This window comes from Micromonospora sp. NPDC000121, from assembly GCF_042899165.1.
In the GTDB taxonomy this organism is placed as follows: domain Bacteria; phylum Actinomycetota; class Actinomycetes; order Mycobacteriales; family Micromonosporaceae; genus Micromonospora.
The window spans coordinates 702557-726471 of the sequence record NZ_JBIAZP010000002.1 but is presented as its reverse complement, the minus strand read 5'-3'; the positions used below and the strand labels follow the sequence as shown (position 1 = coordinate 726471).

The 23915-nt window shown below is 72.1% G+C and carries 35 protein-coding genes; 28 read left to right on the top strand and 7 right to left on the bottom strand.

Annotation, left to right across the window (positions count from 1 at the left end; translation table 11 throughout):
* Positions 1-118: 118 nt before the first annotated feature.
* Positions 119-2098: an excinuclease ABC subunit UvrC gene (gene uvrC, locus ACFY23_RS09915; protein WP_350675983.1), complete on the bottom strand. Its 1980-nt coding sequence runs from the start codon at positions 2096-2098 to the stop codon at positions 119-121.
* Positions 2099-2463: 365 nt separating this feature from the next.
* Between uvrC and ACFY23_RS09910 the strand changes: the two genes are divergently transcribed.
* Positions 2464-3525, top strand: a complete 1062-nt coding sequence (locus ACFY23_RS09910; protein WP_350675985.1) for a hypothetical protein — start codon at positions 2464-2466, stop codon at positions 3523-3525.
* Positions 3526-3570: 45 nt separating this feature from the next.
* On the opposite strand, the gene ACFY23_RS09905 is transcribed toward ACFY23_RS09910, so the two are convergent.
* The 3 genes from ACFY23_RS09905 to rsgA all read right to left on the bottom strand — a co-directional run bounded on the left by ACFY23_RS09905 (position 3571) and on the right by rsgA (position 8418).
* A complete protein-coding gene (locus tag ACFY23_RS09905) occupies positions 3571-4056 on the bottom strand; it encodes a Rieske (2Fe-2S) protein (RefSeq protein WP_350675987.1) in 486 nt (161 codons plus the stop codon).
* Positions 4057-4203: 147 nt separating this feature from the next.
* The gene (uvrA, locus tag ACFY23_RS09900) at positions 4204-7143 is read right to left on the bottom strand and encodes an excinuclease ABC subunit UvrA (RefSeq protein WP_350675989.1); all 2940 of its coding nucleotides are present in this window, start codon (positions 7141-7143) and stop codon (positions 4204-4206) included.
* 222 nt (positions 7144-7365) lie between these two features.
* Positions 7366-8418: a ribosome small subunit-dependent GTPase A gene (rsgA, locus tag ACFY23_RS09895; protein ID WP_350675991.1), complete on the bottom strand. Its 1053-nt coding sequence runs from the start codon at positions 8416-8418 to the stop codon at positions 7366-7368.
* Positions 8419-8589: 171 nt separating this feature from the next.
* Between rsgA and ACFY23_RS09890 the strand changes: the two genes are divergently transcribed.
* Both ACFY23_RS09890 and ACFY23_RS09885 read left to right on the top strand, forming a co-directional pair.
* The gene (locus ACFY23_RS09890; protein WP_350675994.1) at positions 8590-9306 is read left to right on the top strand and encodes a maleylpyruvate isomerase family mycothiol-dependent enzyme; all 717 of its coding nucleotides are present in this window, start codon (positions 8590-8592) and stop codon (positions 9304-9306) included.
* 7 nt (positions 9307-9313) lie between these two features.
* Entirely contained in the window at positions 9314-9964 is a 651-nt protein-coding gene (locus tag ACFY23_RS09885; RefSeq protein ID WP_350675996.1) for an MBL fold metallo-hydrolase, read from the top strand.
* Between the two features lie 10 nt (positions 9965-9974).
* Here ACFY23_RS09885 and ACFY23_RS09880 read toward each other — a convergent pair whose 3' ends face one another.
* Positions 9975-10409 (bottom strand): helix-turn-helix domain-containing protein, encoded by a 435-nt coding sequence (locus ACFY23_RS09880; RefSeq protein WP_350675998.1) that lies wholly within the window; start codon positions 10407-10409, stop codon positions 9975-9977.
* Positions 10410-10892: 483 nt separating this feature from the next.
* Here ACFY23_RS09880 and ACFY23_RS09875 point away from each other — a divergent pair, with 483 nt between their 5' ends.
* The 12 genes from ACFY23_RS09875 to ACFY23_RS09820 all read left to right on the top strand — a co-directional run bounded on the left by ACFY23_RS09875 (position 10893) and on the right by ACFY23_RS09820 (position 16634).
* Complete coding sequence (locus ACFY23_RS09875; protein ID WP_350676004.1) at positions 10893-11084, top strand: hypothetical protein; 192 nt, start codon at positions 10893-10895, stop codon at positions 11082-11084.
* Positions 11085-11577: 493 nt separating this feature from the next.
* Entirely contained in the window at positions 11578-13320 is a 1743-nt protein-coding gene (locus tag ACFY23_RS09870; RefSeq protein WP_350676009.1) for a DNA cytosine methyltransferase, read from the top strand.
* A complete protein-coding gene (locus ACFY23_RS09865; RefSeq protein WP_350676011.1) occupies positions 13317-13451 on the top strand; it encodes a hypothetical protein in 135 nt (44 codons plus the stop codon). Before ACFY23_RS09870 ends, ACFY23_RS09865 begins: the two co-directional genes overlap by 4 nt.
* A 5-nt stretch (positions 13452-13456) precedes the next feature.
* On the top strand, positions 13457-13636 hold the full coding sequence (locus ACFY23_RS09860; protein ID WP_350676014.1) for a hypothetical protein: 180 nt from the start codon (positions 13457-13459) through the stop codon (positions 13634-13636).
* Between the two features lie 53 nt (positions 13637-13689).
* Positions 13690-13836 (top strand): hypothetical protein, encoded by a 147-nt coding sequence (locus ACFY23_RS09855; RefSeq protein WP_350676016.1) that lies wholly within the window; start codon positions 13690-13692, stop codon positions 13834-13836.
* Entirely contained in the window at positions 13833-14210 is a 378-nt protein-coding gene (locus ACFY23_RS09850) for a hypothetical protein (RefSeq protein ID WP_350676018.1), read from the top strand. Before ACFY23_RS09855 ends, ACFY23_RS09850 begins: the two co-directional genes overlap by 4 nt.
* Before the next feature lie 26 nt (positions 14211-14236).
* Complete coding sequence (locus ACFY23_RS09845) at positions 14237-14536, top strand: hypothetical protein (protein WP_350676021.1); 300 nt, start codon at positions 14237-14239, stop codon at positions 14534-14536.
* Positions 14533-15084, top strand: a complete 552-nt coding sequence (locus ACFY23_RS09840; protein ID WP_350676022.1) for a hypothetical protein — start codon at positions 14533-14535, stop codon at positions 15082-15084. Before ACFY23_RS09845 ends, ACFY23_RS09840 begins: the two co-directional genes overlap by 4 nt.
* Positions 15085-15277: 193 nt before the next feature.
* Entirely contained in the window at positions 15278-15655 is a 378-nt protein-coding gene (locus tag ACFY23_RS09835) for a hypothetical protein (protein WP_350676024.1), read from the top strand.
* Positions 15648-15938: a hypothetical protein gene (locus tag ACFY23_RS09830; RefSeq protein ID WP_350676027.1), complete on the top strand. Its 291-nt coding sequence runs from the start codon at positions 15648-15650 to the stop codon at positions 15936-15938. Before ACFY23_RS09835 ends, ACFY23_RS09830 begins: the two co-directional genes overlap by 8 nt.
* The gene (locus ACFY23_RS09825; RefSeq protein ID WP_350676029.1) at positions 15938-16222 is read left to right on the top strand and encodes a hypothetical protein; all 285 of its coding nucleotides are present in this window, start codon (positions 15938-15940) and stop codon (positions 16220-16222) included. The genes ACFY23_RS09830 and ACFY23_RS09825 overlap by 1 nt, the downstream gene beginning before the upstream one ends.
* Positions 16215-16634, top strand: a complete 420-nt coding sequence (locus tag ACFY23_RS09820) for a DUF3307 domain-containing protein (protein WP_350676031.1) — start codon at positions 16215-16217, stop codon at positions 16632-16634. Before ACFY23_RS09825 ends, ACFY23_RS09820 begins: the two co-directional genes overlap by 8 nt.
* A 22-nt stretch (positions 16635-16656) precedes the next feature.
* On the opposite strand, the gene ACFY23_RS09815 is transcribed toward ACFY23_RS09820, so the two are convergent.
* Entirely contained in the window at positions 16657-16902 is a 246-nt protein-coding gene (locus ACFY23_RS09815; RefSeq protein ID WP_350676034.1) for a hypothetical protein, read from the bottom strand.
* On the bottom strand, positions 16886-17119 hold the full coding sequence (locus ACFY23_RS09810) for a hypothetical protein (RefSeq protein WP_350676036.1): 234 nt from the start codon (positions 17117-17119) through the stop codon (positions 16886-16888). Before ACFY23_RS09810 ends, ACFY23_RS09815 begins: the two co-directional genes overlap by 17 nt.
* Before the next feature lie 138 nt (positions 17120-17257).
* Here ACFY23_RS09810 and ACFY23_RS09805 point away from each other — a divergent pair, with 138 nt between their 5' ends.
* The 13 genes from ACFY23_RS09805 (at position 17258) to ACFY23_RS09745 (ending at position 23907) form a co-directional block, all read left to right on the top strand.
* Positions 17258-17461: a hypothetical protein gene (locus ACFY23_RS09805; protein ID WP_350676038.1), complete on the top strand. Its 204-nt coding sequence runs from the start codon at positions 17258-17260 to the stop codon at positions 17459-17461.
* A complete protein-coding gene (locus tag ACFY23_RS09800; RefSeq protein ID WP_350676041.1) occupies positions 17458-17778 on the top strand; it encodes a hypothetical protein in 321 nt (106 codons plus the stop codon). Before ACFY23_RS09805 ends, ACFY23_RS09800 begins: the two co-directional genes overlap by 4 nt.
* Before the next feature lie 112 nt (positions 17779-17890).
* Positions 17891-18097 carry a hypothetical protein gene (locus tag ACFY23_RS09795; RefSeq protein WP_350676043.1) on the top strand — a complete coding sequence of 69 codons (207 nt, stop codon included), beginning with the start codon at positions 17891-17893 and terminating at the stop codon, positions 18095-18097.
* Complete coding sequence (locus ACFY23_RS09790) at positions 18097-19134, top strand: hypothetical protein (protein WP_350676046.1); 1038 nt, start codon at positions 18097-18099, stop codon at positions 19132-19134. The genes ACFY23_RS09795 and ACFY23_RS09790 overlap by 1 nt, the downstream gene beginning before the upstream one ends.
* A 17-nt stretch (positions 19135-19151) precedes the next feature.
* A complete protein-coding gene (locus ACFY23_RS09785; protein WP_350676048.1) occupies positions 19152-20354 on the top strand; it encodes a hypothetical protein in 1203 nt (400 codons plus the stop codon).
* A 29-nt stretch (positions 20355-20383) separates the two neighbouring features.
* Positions 20384-20908, top strand: coding sequence for a hypothetical protein (locus ACFY23_RS09780; RefSeq protein ID WP_350676051.1), 525 nt, complete (start codon positions 20384-20386; stop codon positions 20906-20908).
* Entirely contained in the window at positions 20905-21435 is a 531-nt protein-coding gene (locus tag ACFY23_RS09775; protein WP_350676053.1) for a hypothetical protein, read from the top strand. The genes ACFY23_RS09780 and ACFY23_RS09775 overlap by 4 nt, the downstream gene beginning before the upstream one ends.
* Positions 21432-21845, top strand: a complete 414-nt coding sequence (locus ACFY23_RS09770; protein WP_350676056.1) for a hypothetical protein — start codon at positions 21432-21434, stop codon at positions 21843-21845. Before ACFY23_RS09775 ends, ACFY23_RS09770 begins: the two co-directional genes overlap by 4 nt.
* Positions 21842-22462 (top strand): hypothetical protein, encoded by a 621-nt coding sequence (locus ACFY23_RS09765; RefSeq protein WP_350676058.1) that lies wholly within the window; start codon positions 21842-21844, stop codon positions 22460-22462. Before ACFY23_RS09770 ends, ACFY23_RS09765 begins: the two co-directional genes overlap by 4 nt.
* Complete coding sequence (locus ACFY23_RS09760) at positions 22462-22842, top strand: hypothetical protein (RefSeq protein ID WP_350676060.1); 381 nt, start codon at positions 22462-22464, stop codon at positions 22840-22842. Before ACFY23_RS09765 ends, ACFY23_RS09760 begins: the two co-directional genes overlap by 1 nt.
* Positions 22842-23108, top strand: a complete 267-nt coding sequence (locus tag ACFY23_RS09755; protein ID WP_350676062.1) for a hypothetical protein — start codon at positions 22842-22844, stop codon at positions 23106-23108. Before ACFY23_RS09760 ends, ACFY23_RS09755 begins: the two co-directional genes overlap by 1 nt.
* A complete protein-coding gene (locus tag ACFY23_RS09750; RefSeq protein ID WP_350676065.1) occupies positions 23105-23602 on the top strand; it encodes a hypothetical protein in 498 nt (165 codons plus the stop codon). The genes ACFY23_RS09755 and ACFY23_RS09750 overlap by 4 nt, the downstream gene beginning before the upstream one ends.
* Positions 23596-23907, top strand: coding sequence for a DUF4031 domain-containing protein (locus ACFY23_RS09745; RefSeq protein WP_350676067.1), 312 nt, complete (start codon positions 23596-23598; stop codon positions 23905-23907). The genes ACFY23_RS09750 and ACFY23_RS09745 overlap by 7 nt, the downstream gene beginning before the upstream one ends.
* Positions 23908-23915: the final 8 nt, after the last annotated feature.

Here is a 23915-nt window from a genome sequence, read left to right as displayed (position 1 = left end):
GGCACCGGAGCGGGCGGAGCGGCGCGCGTCAGCCGACGCGCGAGCCCGGTCGGGCCCGCCTCAGCCGGGCACGAGCGGCCGATCGGCGCGCGAGCCGAGGCGCCGCGCGACGGCGCGGTCAGTCCGCCGCCGGGGCCTTCGCCTCGCCACCGAGAGCGGCGAGGATCGCCTCGGCGGTGCGCCGGCCGACGCCGGGCACCTCGGTGATCTCCTCCACCGTGGCGGCGGAGAGCCGCTTGAGCGAGCCGAAGTGCCGCAGCAGCGCCTTACGCCGCACCTCCCCCAAGCCGGGCACCTTGTCGAGCGCCGACTCGGTCATCCGCTTGGAGCGCCGCTGCCGGTGGAAGGTGATGGCGAAGCGGTGGGCCTCGTCGCGCACGCGTTGCAGCAGGTAGAGCCCCTCGGACGTGCGGGGCAGGATGACCGGGAACTCGTCGTCGGGCAGCCAGACCTCCTCCAGCCGCTTGGCCAGGCCGCAGAGCGCCACGTCGTCGACGCCCAGCTCCGCGAGGGCCTGGGCCGCCGCCGCGACCTGCGGCGCGCCGCCGTCGACCACCACCAGCTGCGGCGGGTACGCGAACTTGCGCGGCCGGCCGGTGGTCGGGTCGATCAGGGTGCCGACCCGGGGCTCGTCGGGCCCGGCCTGCCCGGCCGGGGCGTCGGGGTCGTCGGCCGGCTCGACGCCCACCTCGCCGGTCTCGGCGCGGGCGTCGAGGTAGCGGGCGAAGCGGCGCCGCAGCACCTCCGACATGGCGGAGAGGTCGTCGGTGGCGCCACGGATGATGAACCGCCGGTATTCGCTCTTGCGGGGCAGCCCGTCCTCGAAGACGACCATGCTGGCCACCACGTCGGTGCCCTGCATCTGCGAGATGTCGAAGCACTCGATGCGCAGCGGCGAGGTGCGCATGTCGAGCGCCTCGCTGATCTCGTCGAGGGCCTTGCTCCGGGTGGTCAGGTCGCCGGCGCGGCGCAGCTTGTGCCGGGCGAGGGCGTCCTTGGCGTTGCGCTCGACCGTCTCCAGTAGGGACCGCTTGTCGCCGCGCTGCGGCACCCGCAGGGTCACCCTGCTGCCCCGGTGACTGGAGAGCCAGTCGGCCAGCGCGACGGCGTCGGCGGGCAGCTCCGGCACGAGCAGCTCGCGCGGCACGTCGGCCTCGCCCTGCTCCCCGCCGTAGACCTGGGTGCAGAAGTGGTGCACCAGGTCGCCGGTGGTGAGGTCCTCCGTCTTCTCCACCACCCAGCCGCGCTGGCCCCGGACCCGGCCATCGCGGACGTGGAACACCTGGACGGCCGCCTCCAGGGGGTCGTCGGCGAACGCGACCACGTCGGCGTCGGTGCCGTCGCCGAGCACGACCGTCTGCTTCTCCATCGCCCGGCGCAGCGCGGCGATGTCGTCGCGCAGCCGGGCGGCCCGCTCGAACTCCAACTGCTCGCTGGCCTCGGTCATCTCCCGTTCCAGCTTGCGGACCATCGTGTCGGTGCGGCCGGCCATGAACTCGCAGAAGCCGTCGACGATCTCGCGGTGCCGCTCCGGGGTGACGCTGCCCACGCACGGCGCCGAGCACTTGCCGATGTAGCCCAGCAGGCAGGGTCGGCCGACCTGGCCGGCACGCTTGAACACCCCGGCGGAGCAGGTGCGGGCCGGGAAGACCCGCAGCAGCAGGTCGAGGGTCTCGCGGATCGCCCAGGCGTGCGAGTAGGGCCCGAAGTAGCGCACCCCCTTGCGCTTGGCGCCCCGCATCACCTGCAGGCGCGGGAACTCCTCGTCGAGGGTGACGGCCAGGTAGGGGTAGGACTTGTCGTCGCGGTAGCGGACGTTGAAGCGCGGGTCGTACTGCTTGATCCAGGTGTATTCGAGCTGGAGCGCCTCGACCTCGGTGCCGACCGTGACCCAGTCGACCGACTCGGCGGTGGTGACCATCTGCTGGGTGCGCTGGTGCAGGCCCCACAGGTCGGCGAAGTAGGAGTTGAGGCGGCTGCGCAGGTTCTTCGCCTTGCCGACGTAGATCACCCGGCCGGTGCCGTCGCGGAACCGGTAGACCCCCGGTGACTCCGGGATGGTGCCGGGCGCGGGACGGTAGGTCGAGGGGTCAGCCACGGCAGCAAGCCTAGTCCGCGCCCCCGACAGCCCCGGGCAGAGCGCGGGCGCCGCCGCCCGGCCGGCCCGGTCGCCGACCCGTTAACCGGGTGCCGGCGGAAGCGTTCCCGGCTACCATCCGCCGGGCCGACGCGAGGGGGCGCAGGACATGGGCACGCATCCCGCCGGGCGCAGCCGAGGGGGCGGCGTCCTCGTGGCGGCGCTCACCGTCGACTCGGTCGGCAACGGGCTGTTCGTGCCGCTGTCGCTGGTCTACTTCCTGCGGCTGACCGACGTGCCCCTGGCGCTGCTCGGGGTGCTGCTCAGCGCGGCGACCGTGCTCACCCTCCCGGTGCCGCTGTGGGCGGGGACGCTGGCGGACCGGGGTGGGCGCCCTGCCCGTCGTCGTCGCCGCCCAACTGCTCCAGGCGGCCGGCTACCTGGCCTACGCCTGGGTGCGGGGGCCGGTCGGCGTCTTCGCCGCGGCGGCGCTCGTCGCGGTCGGCGTCCGGTTCTTCTGGTCGGCGGTCTTCACGGCGGTCGCCGACTACGCCGACGGTAGCCCCGGCGCCTGGACCCGCGACACCTGGTACGCCGTGAGCAACGGCGCCCGGACGGCCGGACTGGCGTTGGGCGGGCTGGCCACCGGGGTGGTGGTGGCGGACGGGCGGCCGGGCACCTACCGGGCGGTGGCGTACGCGGCGGCGACCTGCTTCGCCCTCGCCGGAGTGCTCATCGCCGCGTGCGTGCGCACCCCGACGGCTGCGGGCCGGCCGGCCGGTCCGCGGCGCGGCGGCTACGCGGCGCTGGCCCGGGACCGCCCGTTCCTCGCGCTGATCGGCCTGAACACCGTCTTCGCGCTCAGCAGCATGATGCTCGGCCTGGCGCTGCCCACGGTGCTGCTCACGGACGCGCGGGGTCCCGCGTGGCTGACCTCGGCGGTCCTCGCCGGCAACGCGTTCCTCGTCGCCCTGCTGTCCGCGCCCGTCGGCACCCGCCTGCCGCGCCACCGCCGCACCCGCGCGATCGTGCTGGCGGCGGTCCTGTGGACGGCCTGGGGTCTCGCCATGGCGACGGTCGGTCCCGGGCGGCTCGCCACGGTGGTCGTGCTGCTGTCCGGGGCCACGCTGCTGTTCACCGCCGCCGAGCTGGTGCACGCGCCGGCGTCCGCCGCGCTGGCCGCGGCCGCGGCGCCGGTCGCCGCCCGGGGCCGCTACCTGGCGGCGTTCCAGTACTCCTTCGCGTTCGCCTCGATGGTCGCGCCGGCCTTCTTCGGCACCCTGTACGAGATCGACACCGCCGCGCCCTGGCTGGCCCTGGCGCTGCTCAACGCCGGCGGCGCGGCCGGCGTCCTGGTGCTGGAGCGGTTCCTGCCGCCGGCCGCCCTCCGGGAGCCCCCGCCGGCCGGGAGTGCGGCGACGGTCGGCGCGGACGCCGCGACGGGATGACGACGGCCGGCGACCCGGTGGGGTCGCCGGCCGCGGCGCGTCCGGTCAGGCCAGCGAGATCTGGTCGCCCGTGACCTTGATGTTCTTCGGCGGCAGAGGCTTGGTGGCCGGGCCGCCCTTCACCGAGCCGTCCTCGATGGAGAACTTGCTGAAGTGGCAGGTGCAGTTGATGGTGCCGCCGTCGACGTTGGTCACGGGGCAGCCCTGGTGCGTGCAGACCGAGTCGAAGGCCTTGAAGTCGCCCGCGGTCGGCTGCGTGATCACCACGCCCTGGGCGGCGTAGACCGCGCCGCCGCCGACCGGGATGTCGGCGGTGCGCGCCAACGACTGCGCGCCCTCGCGGTCGCCGCCGCCGGCGTCACCGCTGCTGGGCACCGCCGGGCCGCCGCTGGTCGGGGTCGTGCCGCCGCTGCCGGAGTCGTCGCTGCCGCAGGCGGCCAGGACCACCGCCGCGCCGACCGCGCCGGCGCCCGTGAGAAGGGCGCGCCGCGTCTGCGTCGGCGGCCCGGTCAGCTCCTGCTCGTCACTCATGCCTTGCCTCTCTCTCGACTGCCGCCGCCAGTGATGATCCGCGGCCATGCTCGGGTACACGCAGCACCGTGCCCGACGGTTCACCCGATCGGCGAGGGCCGGACTGTCCGGACGGGCCCGGCGGGCTGACCGGTTGGCCGCCGGGCCTCAGCGGGCCCCGGCCGGGACCTTCCGCGCGCGGGACTTCGCGCCGTTGGCCTTGGCCGCCCGGGAGGTGGCCGCCGCGGCGCCCTTGGCCTCGCCGTCGAGCTTGAGCACCTGCCGCAGGAACTGCCCGGTGTGGCTCTCGGGCACCTCGGCGACCTCCTCCGGGGTGCCGGTGGCGAGCACCGTGCCGCCCCGGTGACCGCCCTCGGGTCCCATGTCGATCAGCCAGTCGGCCGACTTGATCACGTCGAGGTTGTGCTCGATGGTGATCACCGTGTTGCCCTTGTCGACCAGCCCTTCCAGCACCATCAGCAGCTTGCGGATGTCCTCGAAGTGCAGGCCGGTGGTCGGCTCGTCGAGGACGTAGACCGTCCGGCCGGTGGAGCGCTTCTGCAGCTCCGAGGCGAGCTTGACCCGCTGCGCCTCGCCGCCGGACAGCGTCGGCGCGGGCTGGCCGAGCCGGACGTAGCCCAGGCCGACGTCCACCAGCGTCTTGAGGTGCCGGTGGATGGCCGGGATGGCGGAGAAGAACTCCGCCGCCTCCTCGATCGGCATCTCCAGCACGTCCGAGACGGTCTTGCCCTTGTAGTGGACCTCCAGGGTCTCCCGGTTGTAGCGGGCACCCTTGCAGACCTCGCACGGGACGTACACGTCGGGCAGGAAGTTCATCTCGATCTTGATGGTGCCGTCGCCGGAGCACGCCTCGCAGCGGCCGCCCTTGACGTTGAACGAGAACCGGCCCGGACCGTACCCCCGGACCTTGGCCTCGGTGGTCTCCGCGAAGAGCTTGCGGACGTGGTCCCACACCCCGGTGTAGGTGGCCGGGTTGGACCGCGGGGTACGCCCGATCGGCGACTGGTCGACGCCGACCACCTTGTCGACGTGCTCCAGCCCGGAGACCCGGGTGTGCCGGCCGGGGACCAGCCGCGCGCCGTTGATCTGGTTGGCCAGCACCGCGTAGAGGATGTCGTTGACCAGCGTGGACTTGCCGGAGCCGCTGACCCCGGTGACCGCGATGAGCTGGCCCAGCGGGAACGACACGGTCAGGTTGCGCAGGTTGTGCTCGCGCGCGCCGTGCACCACCAGCTCCCGGCCCGGAGTCTGCGGGCGGCGCTGCGGCGGCGTCGGGATGGACCGGCGGCCGGACAGGTACGCCCCGGTCACCGACTCCGGGTTCTCCAGCAGCGCCGGCACCGAGCCGCTGTGCACGATCTTGCCGCCGTGCTCACCGGCGCCCGGGCCGATGTCGACGATCCAGTCGGCGGTGCGGATGGTGTCCTCGTCGTGCTCGACCACGATCAGCGTGTTGCCCAGGCCGCGCAGCCGCACCAGGGTCTCGATCAGCCGGTGGTTGTCCCGCTGGTGCAGCCCGATCGACGGCTCGTCGAGCACGTAGAGCACCCCGACCAGGCCGGAGCCGATCTGGGTGGCCAGCCGGATGCGCTGCGCCTCGCCGCCGGAGAGGGTGCCGGCCGGGCGGTCCAGGGAGAGGTAGTCCAGGCCGACGTCGAGCAGGAACTTCAGCCGGGCGTTGATCTCCTTGAGCACCCGCTCGGCGATCATCTTCTGCCGGTCGGTCAGCTCGATGCCGGCGAGCAGGTCGGCGGCCTCGCCGACCGACAGGTTGCAGACCTCGGCGATGCTCTTGCCGGCCAGGGTCACCGCGAGCACCTCGGGCTTGAGCCGGGCACCGCCGCAGGCCGCGCACGGCACGTCCCGCATGTAGCCCTCGTACTTCTCCCGCGACCACTCCGACTCGGTGTCGGTGTGCCGGCGCTCGATCCACTGCACCACGCCCTCGAAGCCCGTGTAGTAGGAGCGCTCGCGGCCGAACTTGTTGCGGTAGCGCACGTGCACCTGGTCGTCGGAGCCGTGCAGGATGGTCTTCTGCGCCCGGGACGGCAGCGCCCGCCACGGGGTGTCGACGTCGAAGTGCTCGGCCTCGCCGAGGGCCTCCAGCAGGCGGAGGAAGTATTCCAGGTTGTGCCCGGTCGACCAGGGCTGGATGGCGCCCTCGCGCAGGGTGCGCTCGGGGTCGGGGACGACCAGCTCCGGGTCGACCTCCTTCTTGGTGCCGAGGCCGGTGCACTCGGGGCACGCGCCGTAGGGCGCGTTGAAGGAGAAGACCCGGGGCTCCAGGTCCTCGATGGCCAGCGGGTGGTCGTTGGGGCAGGCCAGGTGCTCGGAGTAGCGCCGCTCGCGCTCCGGGTCGCCCTCGGGCAGGTCGACGAAGTCGAGCAGCACGAGGCCGTTGGAGAGGCCCAGGGCGGCCTCGACCGAGTCGGTCAGCCGCTGCTTGGCGCTCGGCTTGACGGTGAGCCGGTCGATCACCACCTCGATGGTGTGCTTCTCCTGCTTCTTCAGCTTCGGCGGCTCGGTCAGCGGGTGCACCACGCCGTCGACCCGGGCCCGGGCGTAGCCCTTGGCCTGGAGCTCGGCGAAGAGATCGACGTACTCGCCCTTGCGGCCGCGCACCACGGGCGCGAGCACCATGAACCGGGTGCCCTCGGCCATGGCGAGGACCCGGTCGACGATCTGCTGGGGGGTCTGCCGGGAGATCCGCTCGCCGCAGACCGGGCAGTGCGGCTCGCCGATGCGGGCGAAGAGCAGCCGGAGGTAGTCGTAGACCTCCGTGATGGTGCCCACCGTCGAGCGCGGGTTGCGCGAGGTGGACTTCTGGTCGATGGAGACGGCCGGGCTGAGGCCCTCGATGAAGTCGACGTCCGGCTTGTCCATCTGGCCGAGGAACTGCCGCGCGTACGACGACAGCGACTCCACGTAGCGGCGCTGCCCCTCGGCGAAGATCGTGTCGAAGGCCAGGCTCGACTTGCCCGACCCGGAGAGCCCGGTGAAGACGATCAGGGCATCCCGGGGCAGGTCGAGACTGACGTCACGCAGGTTGTGCTCGCGCGCGCCACGGATGATCAGTCGGTCGGCCACTGTCCGTGTACTCCCGGGTGAAGAAGATGAGGAGGAAATGTCCGCTCTGAGGCTGGTCTGAGCGGTTGTCTGCGCGCAGGAAAGGCGCCCCGGCAACTCTAGCCCCGAGGTACGACACTTTTCCCCGCCGGCACATTCCCCCAGCTCAGCCCGGTCGGGCGCGCCTCCGGGCCAAGCGCGGCAACGGGCGGAGCCGGTCGTCCGGCCCCGCCCACGCCCGCGTCAGGGGCGGGCGGCCCGCCGGCGGGCCGAGCGCCAGCCGCCGCGCCGCTCCGCGGCCAGCCGCGCCTCGCGCCGCCGGCTCTCGTACGCCACCTCCCGCTGCAACCGGCGCCAGCTCTCCCAGCGCCGCGCCGACAGCTCGCCGTTCTCCAGCGCCTCGCGCACCGCGCAGCCGGGCTCCCCGTCGTGCCCGCAGTCGGCGTACCGGCAGCCGGTGGCCAGCTCGGCGATGTCGGCGAACGCCCGGTCCAGCCCCGCCGAGCCGTCCAGCAGGCCCACCGCCCGTACCCCTGGGGTGTCCAGCACCGCGCCGCCGCCGGGCACCGGGACCAGCGCCCGCCACGTGGTGGTGTGCCGGCCCTTGCCGTCGACGCGCCGGATCGCCTGGGTGGGCATCACCGCCGCCCCGGCCAGCGCGTTGACCAGGCTCGACTTGCCGGCGCCGGACGGGCCGAGCAGGCCGAGCGTGCAGCCGGGCGCCACCTCGGCGCGCAGCGGCTCCAGCCCGGTGCCGCGCTCGGCGCTGACGGCCAGCACCGGCACCCCGGGCGCGACGGCGGCGAGCTGGCGCGCCACCGCCCGCGGGTCGGCCGCCAGGTCGGCCTTGGTGAGCACGACCAGCGGCCGGGCGCCCGACTCGTGCGCCAGGGACAGCAGCCGCTCGATCCGGCCGGTGTCCGGCTCCGGGTGCACCGGCTCCACCACCGCGGCGGCGTCCAGGTTGGCGGCCAGCACCTGGCCGCTGGCGTCCTTGCCGGCGGTGCGCCGGACCAGGGCGGTGCGCCGGGGCAGCACCGCCTCCACGGTCACGTTGCGGTCCGGCCAGGTGCCCAGCAGCACCCAGTCGCCGGCGCAGGGCAGACGGGTCAGGTCCCGGGCGGCGGCGGCCAGGACCGCCCCGCCCAGGGTGGCGCGGACGGGGCCGTCCGCGCAGAGCACGGTGCAGACGCCCCGGTCCACCCGGGCCACCCGGCCCGGGCGGTGGTCGTTGCGCCGTCGTAGGTGTGTCGCCCGGTCGGCGTCCCAGCCGAGGGCGGTGAGATCGATGGTCATGGCATCCTCATCGGTGTCGGATCGGGTGGTGCACGCGTGCTGCGACCGGCAACGTCACCACCTCCTCCCCGACTTCCGGTGCCGCGTCGACGCCGACGGTAGGGCGCGCGACGACGCGCCGAAAGCGATTTCCCCGGCGACGCGGGGCGGCCCGACGGTTAGGGTCGGTACGTGACCACTGATCCGCTCCTGCTGACCGGCGAGGTGGACGCGGCCACGGACCGCCTGCTGCGGACCGCGGCCACCTTCGACGGTGCGGACGTCGCCGCCGCCTCCCTGCTGCCCGGCTGGACCCGCGGGCACGTGCTGGCGCACCTGGCCCGCAACGCCGACGGGTTCGTCAACCTGCTCACCGCGGCCCGCACCGGCGAGCCCGTCCCGATGTACGCCTCCGCGACGGCCCGGGAGGCCGACATCGAGGCCGGCGCTCCCCGGCCCCCGGAGACCCACCTCGACGACCTGCGCCGCTCGGCCGACCGGTTCGCCGAGGCGGTCGCGGCGATGCCCGTCGAGGCGTGGGCGGGCACGGTCCAGACCCGGCGCGGCCCCTGGCCGGCGGCCATGCTGGTCTGGGGCCGGCTGCGCGAGATCGAGGTGCACCACGTGGACCTCGACGCCGGTTACCGGCCGGCCGACTGGCCCGAGTCGTTCGGCCACCGGCTGCTGCACGAGGTCGCCGGCGACCTCGCCGGCCGCGGCGACGTGCCGCCGATGGTGCTGCGCTTCGACGGCAGCCGGCACGAACTCGTCGTCGGCGACCGCGCGGCCGCGCCCACCGTCACCGGCGCCGCCCCCGAACTCGCCGCCTGGCTGATCGGCCGCAGCCCCGGCACCGTGCTGGCCGTCACCCCTGACGGCCCGCTGCCGCAACCACCGGAATGGATATAGCCAACCCATGACCTACAGCGGAGACGTCACGCCCGGCGGCGCGCCGGCCGTACGCGAGCTCGACGCGCTCACCATCACCAAGGTGTCGGTGGGCCCGATGGACAACAACGCCTACCTGCTGCGCTGCCGGGCCACCGACGAGCAGGTGCTGATCGACGCGGCGAACGAGGCGCCGCGGCTGCTCGACCTGGTCGGCGACGCGGGGCTGGGCGCCGTGGTCACCACCCACCAGCACATGGACCACTGGGTGGCGCTGGAGGAGGTGGTCGCCAAGACGGGCGCCCGCCCGCTGGTGCACGCCGACGACGCGGCGGGGCTGCCGATCGAGGCGGAGACGCTGGCCGACGGCGACACCGTGCCGGTGGGCGACTGCGCGTTGGAGGTCATCCACATCAAGGGGCACACCCCCGGCTCGATCGCGCTGCTCTACCGCGACCCGGCCGGGACGCCGCACCTGTTCACCGGCGACAGCCTCTTCCCCGGGGGTCCTGGAAGGACAACAACCCCAGAGGAGTTTGCGCAGGTCATGGACGACTTGGAGGGAAAGGTGTTCGGCCGCCTACCGGACGAGACGTGGTTCTACCCAGGGCACGGGAAAGACTCGACGCTCGGTGCGGAACGGCCGGCGCTCGCGCAGTGGCGAGCGCGCGGCTGGTAGCTGGCGACGTTTACGACGCGGCCCGGGGCTTGCTGGTCCCGGGCTGCTGCGTTTCCGCTTGGGCGTGCAGGAACCGCAGATACTGGAGTGCGCTCTCAATGACGTGGTCGGGCATGGCGGGGTCGCGGATGATCGCGATGGCTTCTTCTTCGGTGGGGCTCGCCGGCGGCAGCGGATCCGGCAGGTCCTCGACGTCCTCCGGGTCGATGCCGCCCAACGCGATCCACGCCGCGTCGGGCCGGAGTCCGACCACGCGACAGACAGCCTTGAGTTCGATGGGGACCGGGTTTCGGATGAGGCCGCGCTCCCACCGGTTGATGGTGCTCAGCGACACCCCGGAACGTTCGGCTACGTCTTCTTGGCGTAGCTCGCGGGCGACGCGGTGTTGCCGCAGCAGTGCGGCGAAGCGTCTGCCTGCGGTCGTCTGATTCTCTTCCAGCGGCACAGGATCACCATAAGTGCTGCTCAGGACATGTCTGTGCGCCACTCCTGGCATCCGCCATACATCACTCATGACGTTCCAACCCCGCCTTCGCTCCCCAGCCTGCGGCTTCTAAGGGTTATCCTGCCGCTACGCATCGACAAAGACAACTAAGCGACACTTCCCGACACCCTTGCACGTCATACGTCACGTATGACATGCTGCCCCCATGACGGACGCCATGCGTGATGCATCGAGCGAAGCGGGGCACGGCATACCCGCTGTGTCGGCCGTCGACCCCTGGACTCTCCTCAAGAAAGCCTTCGGGGTAGACACCCAAGAAGAGGTCGCTGCTCGCGCTGGCCTCTCCCTCCGCACGCTCCAGCGAATGATCGAACGCCCGGAGCGCAGCCTGTTGGGCAACGCCCTCCAGATCCGCGCCCGCACCGGCCTCAGCCTCGACCAGATCATCCCCGCCGCCAGCTCCGAACTGGGCGAGGCCGCCTGATGCGCTACCAGCTGGACGACCCCACCCTCCAGACCGCTCTGGACGACCTCGCCGCCCGCGACACCGCCGACTGGCCGGCACCCGACGAGCAACAGCGGGCCATCCTCGCCCGGATTCTGCCCGCCGCGCCCGCCACGAAGCCCGCCCCCCGGGTGCCCCGCACCTCCCAGCCGCGCCGGAACGCCGCGTGAGCGCCGTCCGGTTCAGCGAGGGCTGGCGGCAGCTCGCCCAAGCCTGGTGCGCGCTGCGCGACACCACCACTACTGCTTCCCGCACCACCAATCAGACCGCACAGGGGGCGCAGGGGGAGGTGGGGTCGGCGCGGGAAGCCGCCGGCCCCACCCGCGCGCACCCCTAACACGAATTGAGCGCCCACCGGGTGCCACCGGTGAGCGCTCGACGTGCCGCCCCTCCAACCCGAGCCTGCACGAGAGGACCGGATCAGATGAGCATCAGCACCATAACCGACATCCCCCGAACGGGTGGATCGGCCCCCCGGGTTTTGCCTTCCCCGTCAGACGGGGCGGCGTGGACGGCGGAGAAGGTCGCCGAGATCGCCGGCGTGGACCTGGGCGCCCACACGCTCGCGCACCCGCAGCCGGTACACGACTGCCCGTGGTGCCCGCCCGCTGACGGTGAAGCGCCCCGTCGGGACTCGGAAACCTACTGGCGCCAGGTGGCGGCGTGAAGGCCGCCGAGCTGTGCGCCGGGTACTCCGGCCTGTACATGGCGATGCGGCTGGCCGGCTGGCCCGTCGACCTGTCGTGGGTCGCTGAGGTCGACCCCGACCCGTCGAAGGTGCTCGGCGTCCGTCACCCCGGCGTGCCGAACATCGGCGACATCAGCACCGCCGACTTCACTGCACTGGAACCGGTCGACGTGCTGGCCGCCGGGTTCCCCTGCACCGACGTGTCAGCCGCCGGGAAGCGTGAGGGCCTGATCGGTGACCGGGTCGTGCCGGCCGGGGTGATGGCCTGCGGCTGCCTGTGGGGAGACCACCAGGTCGACTCGTGTGAAGCTGCGTCGCCCGGCGGGCTGGTCCCGTCGCACCTGTTCGATGCGGGGCTGCTGGAGGAAGCGGCAATCGCTATCGCCGACCTCAACCGGATCGACCGGGCGGGCGACGGCCCGCCGCCGGAGCGAATCGTCAAGGGCACCCGAACGGGCGTGTGGACGCACGTGGCCCGCGCCATCAAGGAACTCCGACCGAAGATCGTACTGCTGGAGAATGTGAGGGGGCTGCTCAGTGCCCGAGCCCATAGCGACCTGGAACCCTGCCCGTGGTGTGTGGGAGACGAACCGGACCAGCCTTCTCTGCGAGCACTCGGAGCTGTACTCGGCGACCTGGCCGATCTCGGGTATGACGCGGTCTGGAAGGGCGTTCCCGCTGCCGCTGTCGGCGCCCCGCACCTACGCTGGCGAGTCTTCATCGTTGCCTGGCCTGCTGCCGACTCCGAGGGCGTCGGACACCGGCACTCCGGGCCGGCGCGCATCGGAGGGGTTCCGGCCGCCACTGTCTCAGGTGGTACTCAAGCAGGTGAGCTGACGCTGCTGCCGACGCCAGCAGCCCGTGACTGGAAGTCGGGCGAGTCGAATCTGCTCGACCGTAACGCCCGCCCGCTAAACGAGGTGGTCGTCAACCTGCTGCCGACGCCTCGTACGGGCGACACCAACGGGGCGGGTGGTCACGGCACGGGCGGCCCGGACCTGCGAACCACTGTGTCGCTGCTGCCCACCCCGAACGCGGCTTTGGGGCGCGGCACCGGCACCCCGTCGGCGCAGACGGCGTCTGACCGGTTTGCGCAGGGGAAACGGTTCCTCGATGACGCGGTGGCGTTGCTGCCGACGCCCAGTGCGACGGACGGGTCGAAGGGCGGCCCGAATCAGCGCGGCAGCTCGGGGGATCTGATGCTGCCTAGCGCGGTGATGCTGCTGCCTACGCCGACGGCCACCCCGTACGGCAACAACCAGTCGCCGTCGGCGGGTGCGGCGGTGCGGCCGTCCCTGGACTATGTGGCGCGAGACCTGCTGCCCACGCCGACTGTGGCAGATTCCCGGAACAGTCGTAACGCCACGGCGAACCGGACCGACGTGAAGCCGACCACGTCGATCGGCTGGACGTTGTCGGATGTGGCGCACGCCGAGCGGTGGGGATCGTATGCCCCTGCCATTGCCCGGTGGGAGGCGGTCACCGGCCGTGCGGCGCCGGAGCCGACGGAGCCGGGCAGCAAGGGTCAGCCGCGCCTGAACCCTCGGTTCGTGGAGTGGCTGATGGGTCTGCCGGCCGGCTGGGTGACCGACGTGCTGCCCCGCAATCCGGCACTCAAGTGCCTCGGCAACGGCGTTGTGCCGCAGCAGGGCGCGCGGGCGCTGTACGAGCTGACCCCGCATGTGCCCGCTCTCCAGGTTGGGGAGGTGGCGGCGTGAGCGACTTCTCCCGGGATGAGCGGCGCCGCCGCCGAGACCGCTATGTGGACGGGCTGCTGGCGGCAGCTGGCGGCTGTGCCGTCGTCGTGATCGTCGTGGTGCTGCTCGCCTGGAACGGCGGCGTGGCGTGATGGGCATGGAGTTGCGGATCACTGCCGCCCGTGACGGTGGTGTGCGGGTGGTGCGGTCGGTGCCAATCGCCGACGAGGTGGAGGAGGCGGCGGCCCGGCAGTGGATGGCCGAGTCGGATCCGCGGTGGTCGACGCTGGACGGCGGGCTGCGCCGCGAGATCGTGCCGGCCGGCGGTGAGCGTTGATCCGGGCACGGCATGAGGGCGCCCCCCGCACCTGCCGGCACTGTGGTGAGCCGGTGGTGCGGTTGCAGGCCGACGGGTCGGCGACAGTGTCACGCTGGCTGCACACCCCGAACCGGCTGGTGTGTGTCGACCCGCTGACCGGTGAGCCGACCGGCTGGGAGGCGCAGCCGCGTGAGACGTCCGCCGGGGTGGCGGCGTGAGCGCCCGCGTCGGCTGGGCCGCCGCCGTGGCCCTGTTCGTGGCTGCTGCTGTTCTGCTCGCGGCCGGGCATGTGGTTGCGGCTGCGGTGCTGCTGATGGGTGTCACCTACCTGGCGGGCCGATGGGATCGCCACCGCGACCGCCAGGCTACCGCCGCCGAACTCGCGGCGAAGGACGCGCGGGTCGCCGCGCTGGAAGACGAACTCACCTACCGGTACGGCGTTGAAACCGACGGCCGGTGGGCCGATGACAGCCGGCTGATGCCGGACAACGGCGGCTACTACTCGCCGGCCGCCGTGCATGACCACAAAGCCGACACCGTCACCCCCAGCAGCGGTGTCGCGGCGCGCACCCGCGCCATCTCTAACCCCTGACCGTCCCTTTCTGAGGGGAGCACAGCATGCCATCCCTGAAATCCCGACTGGCCCGCATGTTGCAGAACGCAACTCGCCGTCCCGACGCCGCTGCCGCGTCGCCCCTGAACGCGGGTGTCGTCCCGCCGGCCCGCCCTATCGGCGTTGCCCGGGTGTCGTACGCGAACATGCCGTCGCCGCGGCAGGTCGACGGTCCGACGGCCACGCTGCCGCCGATGCAGCAGCGTTACGTCTCTCGGCAGCACCCGGACATGCGGGCCCGGAACCGGCAGGCCGGTCCGACGCCAGCGCGGCGCGGGTCGGTGCGGGCGGCGGTGGGGCTGTGAGTGACCTGCTGGCATTCGCGTCGTTCGGTGGGATCTGCGCGGTGATCGGCGCGTCGGTGACGGCGCTCGGGTTTCTGTACCGCGACGAGATGGCCGACCGTGCCCGGGACCGGGAGGTGACCGTCGAGTCGGAGCCGCTGCTGGCGCGGTGGCGGCCGGCGATCGTGGCGGCCCGGTTGGGGCGGCCGTCGTGGCTGCCGGCGGTGCAGCCAGGCGTGTGGTCGCGGCTGCGGCCGGCGGTGGCGCAGGTGTCCGCCCGGGTCCGACGGTCGGTCTCCCGACCGGCAGCGGCGCCTGTGGTGGTGCAGCCGCCGGTCGACCATGCGGGGCGGGACGTCAACGCGTTCACCTGGCCCACCAACCCGGCTGCCCCCGCCAAGCCGGCCGGTCGGGTGCCGATGGAACCCGACGTTGACCTGACCGGCGCCGACGACTTCACCGCCGCGGTGCACCGACGCAACGACTACCTGCACCGGTACGCGGTAGAACGCGTCACCGACCCCGCCGCGACCGGCCTGATTCCCGTGCAGCAGGGGGCACCGTCGTGAGGGCCTTGGTTGGAGCGGTGTTTCCGGTGCTGGCCGGACGCGTGGATGCGGCGCTGCGTATCCGCGGCCTAGAAGCGGCGAACGGGCGGCTGGTGCGGGAGAACGCGCGCTTGCGGTCGGCGGTGGGCCGGTATGAGCGGCACCGGCAGGCGGCCCGCGCCCGATTGTCCGCCGCGGCCCGGGGTGGTGTGCGGTGATCCGTGCTTGGCGGTGGCTGCGCGCCTTCCTGTCCAAACAGGCCACCCTCGCCCTGCTCGTGGTCGACCTGGAGGCCCGCACCGATCGGCTGGTGTCCGCGCTGCGTCAGGAGAAAGCCCGCCACGACGCCGAGCTCGCCGCCGCCCGCGCCAGCAACACCGCCCTGCGGCGTGAAGCGGAGGCGGTCGACGCCGCCAACCAGGCGGTCATCGCCCAGAACCGGCGGGAACGGCTGTTCGGCAACCAGCTCGCGCACCGCAACCGGCTCGGCCACGACTGGGCGCGGCAGCATCTTCCGCCCGAGCAAGCCGCCGAACTGTGCGCGCTGCTGTCCCCCACGCTTCCCAACCCGAAGGAGACCACCCATGCCTGAACCGATCGAGGTGTACTTCGTCACCGCCGAAGACGTGCTGGTCGCCTTCGTGGCGTGGGTGGTGGTCACCCTCGCGGCGGTGTGGTTCGCAGTGTGGGTGCTGCGGCCTCGGCCCGCCGACACCACGCCGGCGGAGTCGCGGGAATGCGCGGAGACAGTGGAGTTGCCGCGGCCCCGCAGTCACGGTCCGCGCACCGGCACCATCCACGCACCCCAATACCAGCGTGCGGCGGCGAACACCGCGGACGACGACACCGTGTTCATCGAGCAGGTGACCCGCTGATGGGCTGGCTGAATCCGGTCGACCCGGGCGCAGCCGGCTACATCATCGGTGGGCTGCTGATCGTCGGCGCCGTGAAGTGGCTGCGGTTCGCGGTGCGCCGCTTCCGCGCCGAGGTGGCCGCCGAGCACGGGCCAGCGGTCGGCCGGGTACGGGTGCCGCAGGGCTACTGGCATCCCTCGATGGGGCCGCGGCGGGAGCCGGTGACGGAGATGCTGCCCCGCTGCGCCGACCGGCCGGACGCCACCATGCTCATCCCCCGGCAGCGGGCGGTGCGCCGTGGCTGAGGCTGCCGTCATCGCCGCCGTATTCTGCGCCCTGTTCGCCGGCCACCACGTCGGTGACCATGCGGCGCAGACAGACTGGCAGGCCAAGAACAAGGCCGAGCCGGGCTGGCTGGGTGTACGGGCCATGGCGGGACACCTGGCCAGCTACCACGCCTGCATGGTGGTGGCGCTCGGCGGGCTGGCAGCCGCCGGTGTGCCGCTCACCTTCACCGGATGCGCGGTCGGGCTCGCCTTCTCGGCTGTGACGCACGGCTTCCTGGACCGGCGGTGGCCGGTCCGCTGGATCCTGGAGCACACCGGGTCGCGGGCATTCGCCGCCTCACAGACACCGCTGCACGGCGGGTATTTGGCCGACCAGTCCCTTCACATCGGGTGCCTGTTCGTGTCCGCGCTGCTGGTGGCGGCGATCTGATGGCACGCGCTTTCTATCGGGGCTACCAGTCGTCGCGGACCACCCGCTTGCACATCATGCGGGAGGACGGGAAGTTCCCCGGCCGGTCCGCGGAGTGCGGCGTGCACGGGTGGGGTGTCCGCAACTCGGAGCCGGTGATCCTGGATCCGATGCCAGCGGCACCACCGGCCGGGTTGTCGTGGTGCTCGGCGTGCGTGGGGAAGCTGGCGGAGCGGGCGGGTGTGCTGCCCCGGTGGGCTGCCGAGCTGGCGTCAGCTTTCCTCGTCATCAGGCTCGGGTCCGAGGTGGGCGCGCAGGATCTCCGCAGCCCGGTCGGCACCCCCGGCTCGACGGATCAGCCGTCCCAGCTCGATCGGGACGATGGCTGCCACGGCGGTCCGGCGATTCAGCAGGAAGACGGTCCAGCGCAGCAGGCGGACGTGGGAGAGCACGTCGGTGAGGTTCGCCCGTGCTTCGGAGACGACCAAGTCTTCCTTCATGTCCACGGAGCAAACTCTACCGCCCCGTCTACTTGTACAACTAGGCGTGATGTACATAGGATGGGAGCATACGGCAGAGCGGACTGGACGTCACCTCCCGAGCCCGCCAGCCGAACATCCACCTACCTCTGGAGTCGGTGACGTATGTCCAAGGCCACCAGCAAGCCGCGCCGAGACACCCGCTACCAGGCAGCCGTCCGGCGGCAGATCGCCATGGTCGACGCCTGGAACAACGCCGAACCGAAGCAGCGCATGTACATGCCGTGGCCCGCCCCGGTGGAGGACTTCCTGCGGCCCGGCGACACCGCCGACATGTTCCGCCCGGCCACCGAGGAGGACGAGGCGTGACGAGCCGCAAACCCTTCGCTGCCGCCCCGATCGATGACGAGAACGGCCGATGGCTGGGCTACGTCCGATACGACGGTGACCCCGACGTGTTCACCGCACTCGCATGGTCGCTCGGCATCCGTGAGGGATGGGAGCACTCCGTCCAGCCGCCGACCCCGCAACTGCTGCGCGTCAACCCCGACTGGACCGGCGAGTATGCGTGGCACCTGGTGCGCGCCGATCACCGCGGCCCGGGTGTGTTCGTCGGCGCGGTCATCGAAGCGGGATGCCACTACGAGCCGTCCTGGCTGGCCGAGCTGCGTGAGGTGCCGCTGTGATCGCCGACCCGCAGTGCACCTGCACGACCGACCCGGACGGGCAGACCAACACCGACGGCTGCGTCCTGCACGACCTGCCCCTGTCCGGCCTGCTCGTCGGCGAGGAGAACTGATGCCGCTCGCTGTCATCGCTGACCCGAAACCGGGCGTGCCGATCCCCCCGCCGTGGCCGGGCGGCCCCTGCAACCTGCCGCAACCCGTCACCTGCCCGCACTGCGGCGACCCGGTGGCGGGGCTGCTGACCGGCTGCGACAAACCGGCCTGCCGCACCGCCGACCTCGACTACGACATGGCCTTCGTGCGACGGGACGACGTCTGATGACCCTCACTATCGCGTCGGCGGCCCCGGTGTTCCACGGCACCGAAATGGTCGGCGACATGCGGTTCTACCTGATCGATGACCTGCGGCTGATTTCCGTGACCACCGCGACCGGGGTCATCGGCAGCGAAGCGCTGCTCCGCTGGGCTGCTCAGGTCGCCGCCGACGCCGCGTTCGCCGAGCTGCCCACCGTGGTCATAGCCTCCCGAATCAAGCCCTGCGGCAACACCTGGAGCAAGTGCGCCGGCGACGGCGGGCACAGCCGGGAGGAACGCTGCGACCGGTGCCCGTGCGTCGAGTGCCGCGAGTGCGTGGCCCACTGGTTAGCGGGCCGCCACCTCGCGGAGAGCGCCCGACGCGCCGACGAAGGCAAGGCCGTGCACGATGTCGTGGAGTGGTGGTCGTACCACGGGGAGATCAAGCCTTACGACGGGGAGATCACCCCGTACGTGAAGGCATTCGAGCAGTTCGTCGCCGACTACGGGCTGACCCCCGAGTCGTTCCTGGTCTCCGAAGCGCTGGTTGTCAACCGCGACGCCGGGTACGCCGGCACCACCGACGGGATCGTCGTCATCGACGCGTCGCGTACCGACCTGGCCGCGAAGCTGGTGTCCCGGCTGACCGGGGTGAACTGGAAGAAGGCCAAGCGGCTCGGGCTCACCGTCACCCTGATCATCGACTTCAAGACCCGCGAGGGTGAGAAGCCGAAGTTCTACCCGGAGCAGGCTCTCCAGGTCACCGGCTACCGGCACGCCCCGGTCATCCGCGTCAAGAACTCCGAGTACGAGGAGCCGATGCCCGCCACCGACGGCGGGATGCTCGTGCAGCTGCGCCCCGACGGCTACACCCCCCGGCTGGTCCTCACCACCGAGGAAACCTACCGGGACGGCTTTCTGCACGCGCTCGGCCTCGCCAAGTGGCTGATCGAGGTCGGTCCGGCCGCCGTCAGCTCCCGCACGTTCGTGCTTCCCGAAACCACCGCCGCCCGCAAGCGCAAGGCAGACCGCGAGGCCGCCGCCGCGCCGGCCGCTGCCTGACAGCGAGGAGACACCACATGCCTATCAAGGAGTTGCAGCGGCGCCTCACCCAGGTTGGGGTGATTCGCCTCGGCGAGCAGCGCGTGTCCGCCCGTGGCAAGAACTACCCGGCGAAGCTGGAGACGCTGCGGTTCACCTCCCCTTCGCAGACCCTCATCGAGGCGGTCGCCGGGGCATTCGGTGGCACGCTGCGGCCGTGGGATTCGCCGCAGGGCCCGCAGTTCGAGGTGATCACCCAGGCGCGTGAGATCCGCGTGCTGGTTCCGCCGCAGAACATCGACCCCAACTACGAGCTGTGGGGCAACGGGTTCCGCTCCCGCATGTGCGACGGCGAGGTCGAGCGGATCCGGCAGAAGCCGTGCCTTTGCGAGCCGGTGCGGGCCGCTGCGCAGGCTGCCGGCCGCGACTTGAAGCCGGGCGAGGTGTGCAAGCCGACCACCCGCATGTCGCTGATGCTGGCCGACATTCCGTCGCTGGGCACCTGGAAACTCGAAAGCCACGGCTGGAACGCCGCCGCTGAGCTGCCGATGCTCGCCGAGTCCATCGCCAACGCGCCGCAGCCCATCCCCGCCCGGCTGGAGGTGCAGCGGCGGGAGAAGAAGCTGTTCCACCCGAACAAGCCGCAGTCAGAGCAGGTCGAGTCGCTGGTGTTCATGGTGCCGGTGCTGCACTTCGACTTTGTCACGCCGGCGCAGGCGTTCGGCGGGCAGATCGGGCGGGCCGCCCGGCAGGCGCTGGTCGCCCAGGAGTTGGCCGCGATCGGCGCCGCCCCCGAACAGCCGGACACGGAGAAGCTGACCGAGGCCGAGGTGATCCGCCTCGCCGCCCTGGTCACGTCGGTACCGCAGTTGCAGACGCTGTGGAAGGACGCCGGCCACGACGGTGTGCTGACCGACGCGGCGAAGAAGGTGCTGGAGGATCGAGCCGCCGCGCTTGGTGCCGCGTCGAAGCAGACCAAGACGTCGCCCGCCCAGACGGCGCAGCCGCCCGCGCCGCAGGTGACCGCCACCGACGATGCCGGTGAGCCGGTAGAGGTGGAGATCGAGCCGGACAAGGACGCCCTGTGGGTGCAGATCCAGGCCGCCGCCGGCACCCGCAGGTGGAACTCGGAGGCGCTGGAGCAGCGCATCTACGCCCGGTTCAAGAAGACCTCCGACGAGATCAACGGCTTCGACATGGAGACGTTCCTCGCCGAGGTGAACGACGGGACGATCGCGTGAGCCTCAAGCGCCGCACCAGGATGCGGCCGATGGGCGACAAGCGGCGGGCCGAGCTCGCCGCCGCCGGCAACACCAGCCCCTACTCGACGTTCACCAACACCGGATCGGGCTTGTCCCGCACCGCCGCCGAGCGGGACCGGAAGCCGGCGCCGAAGCAGCCGCGCAACACGGGACCGTCGGCGGAGACAGTGACGCTGCTATTCCGCCGCGACCAAGGCCGCTGCGCCCGCTGCGGCGACCCGATCCGCGGTGAGCGGGGCCGGGACTGGAGTGTCCAGCACCGCCGCGCCAGGCAGGGCCGGGACCTGCGGCCGGACACCAACCAGCCGCCGAACCTTGTGCTGCTGGACGGGTCCGCGACGACGGGCTGCCACGGGCACGTCGAGTCGCGCCGCGCCGAGGCCCGCGTCAACGGGTGGGCGATCCGGCAGACCGACAACCCGGCTGAGGTGCCCGTCAACCACGCCGTACACGGCTGGGTGCTGCTCACCCCCGACGGCGACATCCAGACCTACTCCCCCAACCACACCAACCAGCAGGAGGTCACCGCATGACCGAGCACGTGTACTCCACCAGCGACCCGACCACCGTCGCCGCGTTCAAGGCCGCGGCCGACGCCTTCCGCGACGGCGGACGCCGCGCCCGCGAAGACGCCGAGAAGTTGGGCAAGAACAAGGGCGCACTGATGATCTCCGGCCCGATCGGCAAGCCCCGCCTCGTCGGCCTGGAGCCGGACGACCCGACCGACCCGCCGCAGGGCTGGCAGTACATCAAGAGCCGTGAGCGGCTGGAGCCCCGCCGCGGCAGGGCCGGTGATGCGGCCCGCCACTGGATGGACGCTCACCAGCCGCCGGACCTGCGCGGTGTCATGGGTGAGCACGGCCTGCCGGCCTACTACCGGCGCGAGAACATCATCGGCGCCCCGGAACTCTTCGAGCACGGCGGCACGCTGTGGGCGCTGTTCAAGGGCGAGCCGCAGGGTTCCTGCTCATGGGAGCCGCGGAAGCTGTCCGAGTTCTACGCCGCCCGTGAGGCGATGGAGTCTGCCGAGGCTGCGCTGACGACGGGGGTTCCGGCGTGACGACCAACACCACCACGTCGGTCGGCGAGATGACCGACGTTGAAATCCTGCGGCACGCCTCAAAGCTCATGCAGGCACATGCGGTGGCGGCCACCCAGGGTCCGTGGACGAGCAGCCTTGTCTGGTCGCCGGACTCGCACGCCACCAGCGGCATCTACTCCAATGCCCACCCCACCGGCACCCCGGCGAGCGAGGTTGTCGCCTCCGGTCGGCGCGGTGCCCGTGGGTTCGGTGGGATCCGTGACCCGCGCAACGCCCGTCACATCGTCTCCTGGCAGCCGCCTGTCGCCCTCGCGGTCGCCGCGTGGCTCGACCGGGAGGTCTTCAACGCGGAGCGCCGGGTGCCGGTGTATGTCGAACCCAGCGCGCTGGCCGTGGCCCGCGCCTACATCGAGGCGGCGGCCCGATGACCGCCTCCGCTGTCGCTGACCGCGACTTCACCGGCCTCACGATCACCGACGCGCGGGGCGGCAGTCTCGTCATCGAGCGCACCACCGACGGACGCACCGTCGCGTGGATCGCCCCGCCCGGCACGAACGACGGACCCGGTGTCACCATCGCCGACGACGACCGGCAGCAGCTCGCCGCGTTCCTCGGCGCGAACAAGCCGGGACACGAGCACACCTGCGCCGAGGTCGACCACCTCAAGGATGAGGTACGCGACCTCAAGCGGGCGCTCACCGTGTACGCCAACGAGCACATGCGGATGGCCGCCGTGCACATCGCCGCGTGCGCGCTGACCGCCGTGTTCAAGCTCGACGGCCGCGACCCGAACGTGGACGTCGACCTGGCGATGGAGCAGGGCTGCCGGCGTCTCGCCGAGGCGGTCGCCGACGCGGAAGGGCTGCGACTGCACCCGGACACGCTGGCCAAGCATCTGCGGGTGGCGATCGATGACCCGGGCATGGTGCTGGAGCGGTACCGGGGCCGGGCAGTTGACGAGCCGCCGTACGAGTCCATGACCGAATGGCAGACGCGGGCCGTCCTGCACGTCCTCACCCACCCCATCGCCGAGGCGGTGAGCTGATGCCGTCGACCACGCTGCGCACCGCCCGCGCCGACCGCCCGTGCGCGTTCGCCCGCCACTACGAGGACCACACCATCAACGCCGGTGACCTGTACGTCCGATCCGTGGCGTTCCCCGGCGACGAAGGCCACGAGGACGGCACCCGCCCGTGGGCGATGCACGTTTGCGTCAAGTGCGCCGACGCGCAGGTCGAGTGGGTCCGCCACCAGTACCAGGTGCCCGCCACGATCGGCTGCCGCGTCACCGCCGACGGGAAGCGGGGTCGGATCGCTGGCGGTGACGGATCCTCCCTGCTGATCGTCATCGACGGGAAGCGCCGCGCGACCCCGTGGCACCCGACGTGGCGGATGCAGTACCACCCCGAGGAGGCGAACGCCTGATGTCCACCGTGCAGATGCCCGAGCCGCCGCACCGCGCCCTGGTCGGCCTGTTCGACTCCGCCGACGACGTCATCCCCCTCGTGTTCGAGCGCGACGACACCCACGACACCGACGTGCGGTGCGACCACTGGTACGGGGTGGCCGACGAGACGCCGTACCGGTGGCAGGACGTGTTGGCTCTCGCCGCGGCGAAGGGCTGGCAGGTGGTGCGGCTGTTTCGGGCCGACGACCCCGCCATCACCGTTAACGAGGTGCTGGCCGGATGACCGCCGACGTTCGCGCCATCACCGTGCGGGAGCCGTGGGCTTCGTGCATCGCCTCCGGGGTGAAGCTGATCGAGAACCGGGGTGCTGGCACCAACTACCGCGGCAAGCTGCTCATTCACACCAGCCAGCAAACCGACAACACGGCGGTCCACGACGGGCGGGTCCGCGCCGCGCTGTGGCCCGGTGTCACCGACGTCGTCCAGCTCTACTCGGCGTTGAACGGGCTCGACGGTGGCGTGGTCATCGCCGTCGCCGAGTTGGTGGACGTCCACACCGCCGAGGACATCCCGACGCTGACCGGCCCGCCCGGCACCTGCTGCGAGCCGTGGGGCGAACGGGTCCACAACGGCCGCTACGCCAAGCATCTCGTGTTGGCCAACGTGCGCCGCCTCCGCCACCCGGTGCCGGCCCGCGGGGCGCTCGGCCTGTGGACGCCGCCCGCCGACATCGCCGGGCAGGTGCGGCAGGAACTCGCCGAGGCGGCGCCGTGGTGATCTACGTCGACAACGCCCGCATCCCCGCCCGGGTCGGCCGAACCGCTGGCCGCTGGTCGCACCTCACCGCCGACACCGAGCACGAGCTACACGAGTTCGCCGCGAAGCTCGGCCTCCAGCAGAAGTGGTTCCAGACGTGCAAGCGCCCCTGCCACAAGACGCTGCCGTGCGTGCACTGGCACTACGACGTCACCGACAGCATCCGCGACCTGGCAATCAAGCGGGGCGCCAAGCCGATCGACATTCGCGAGATGGGTGCGCTGACCAGCGCCCGCCGCGAGGCGCTGGCGGGTGATGACCAGTGATCGGCGTG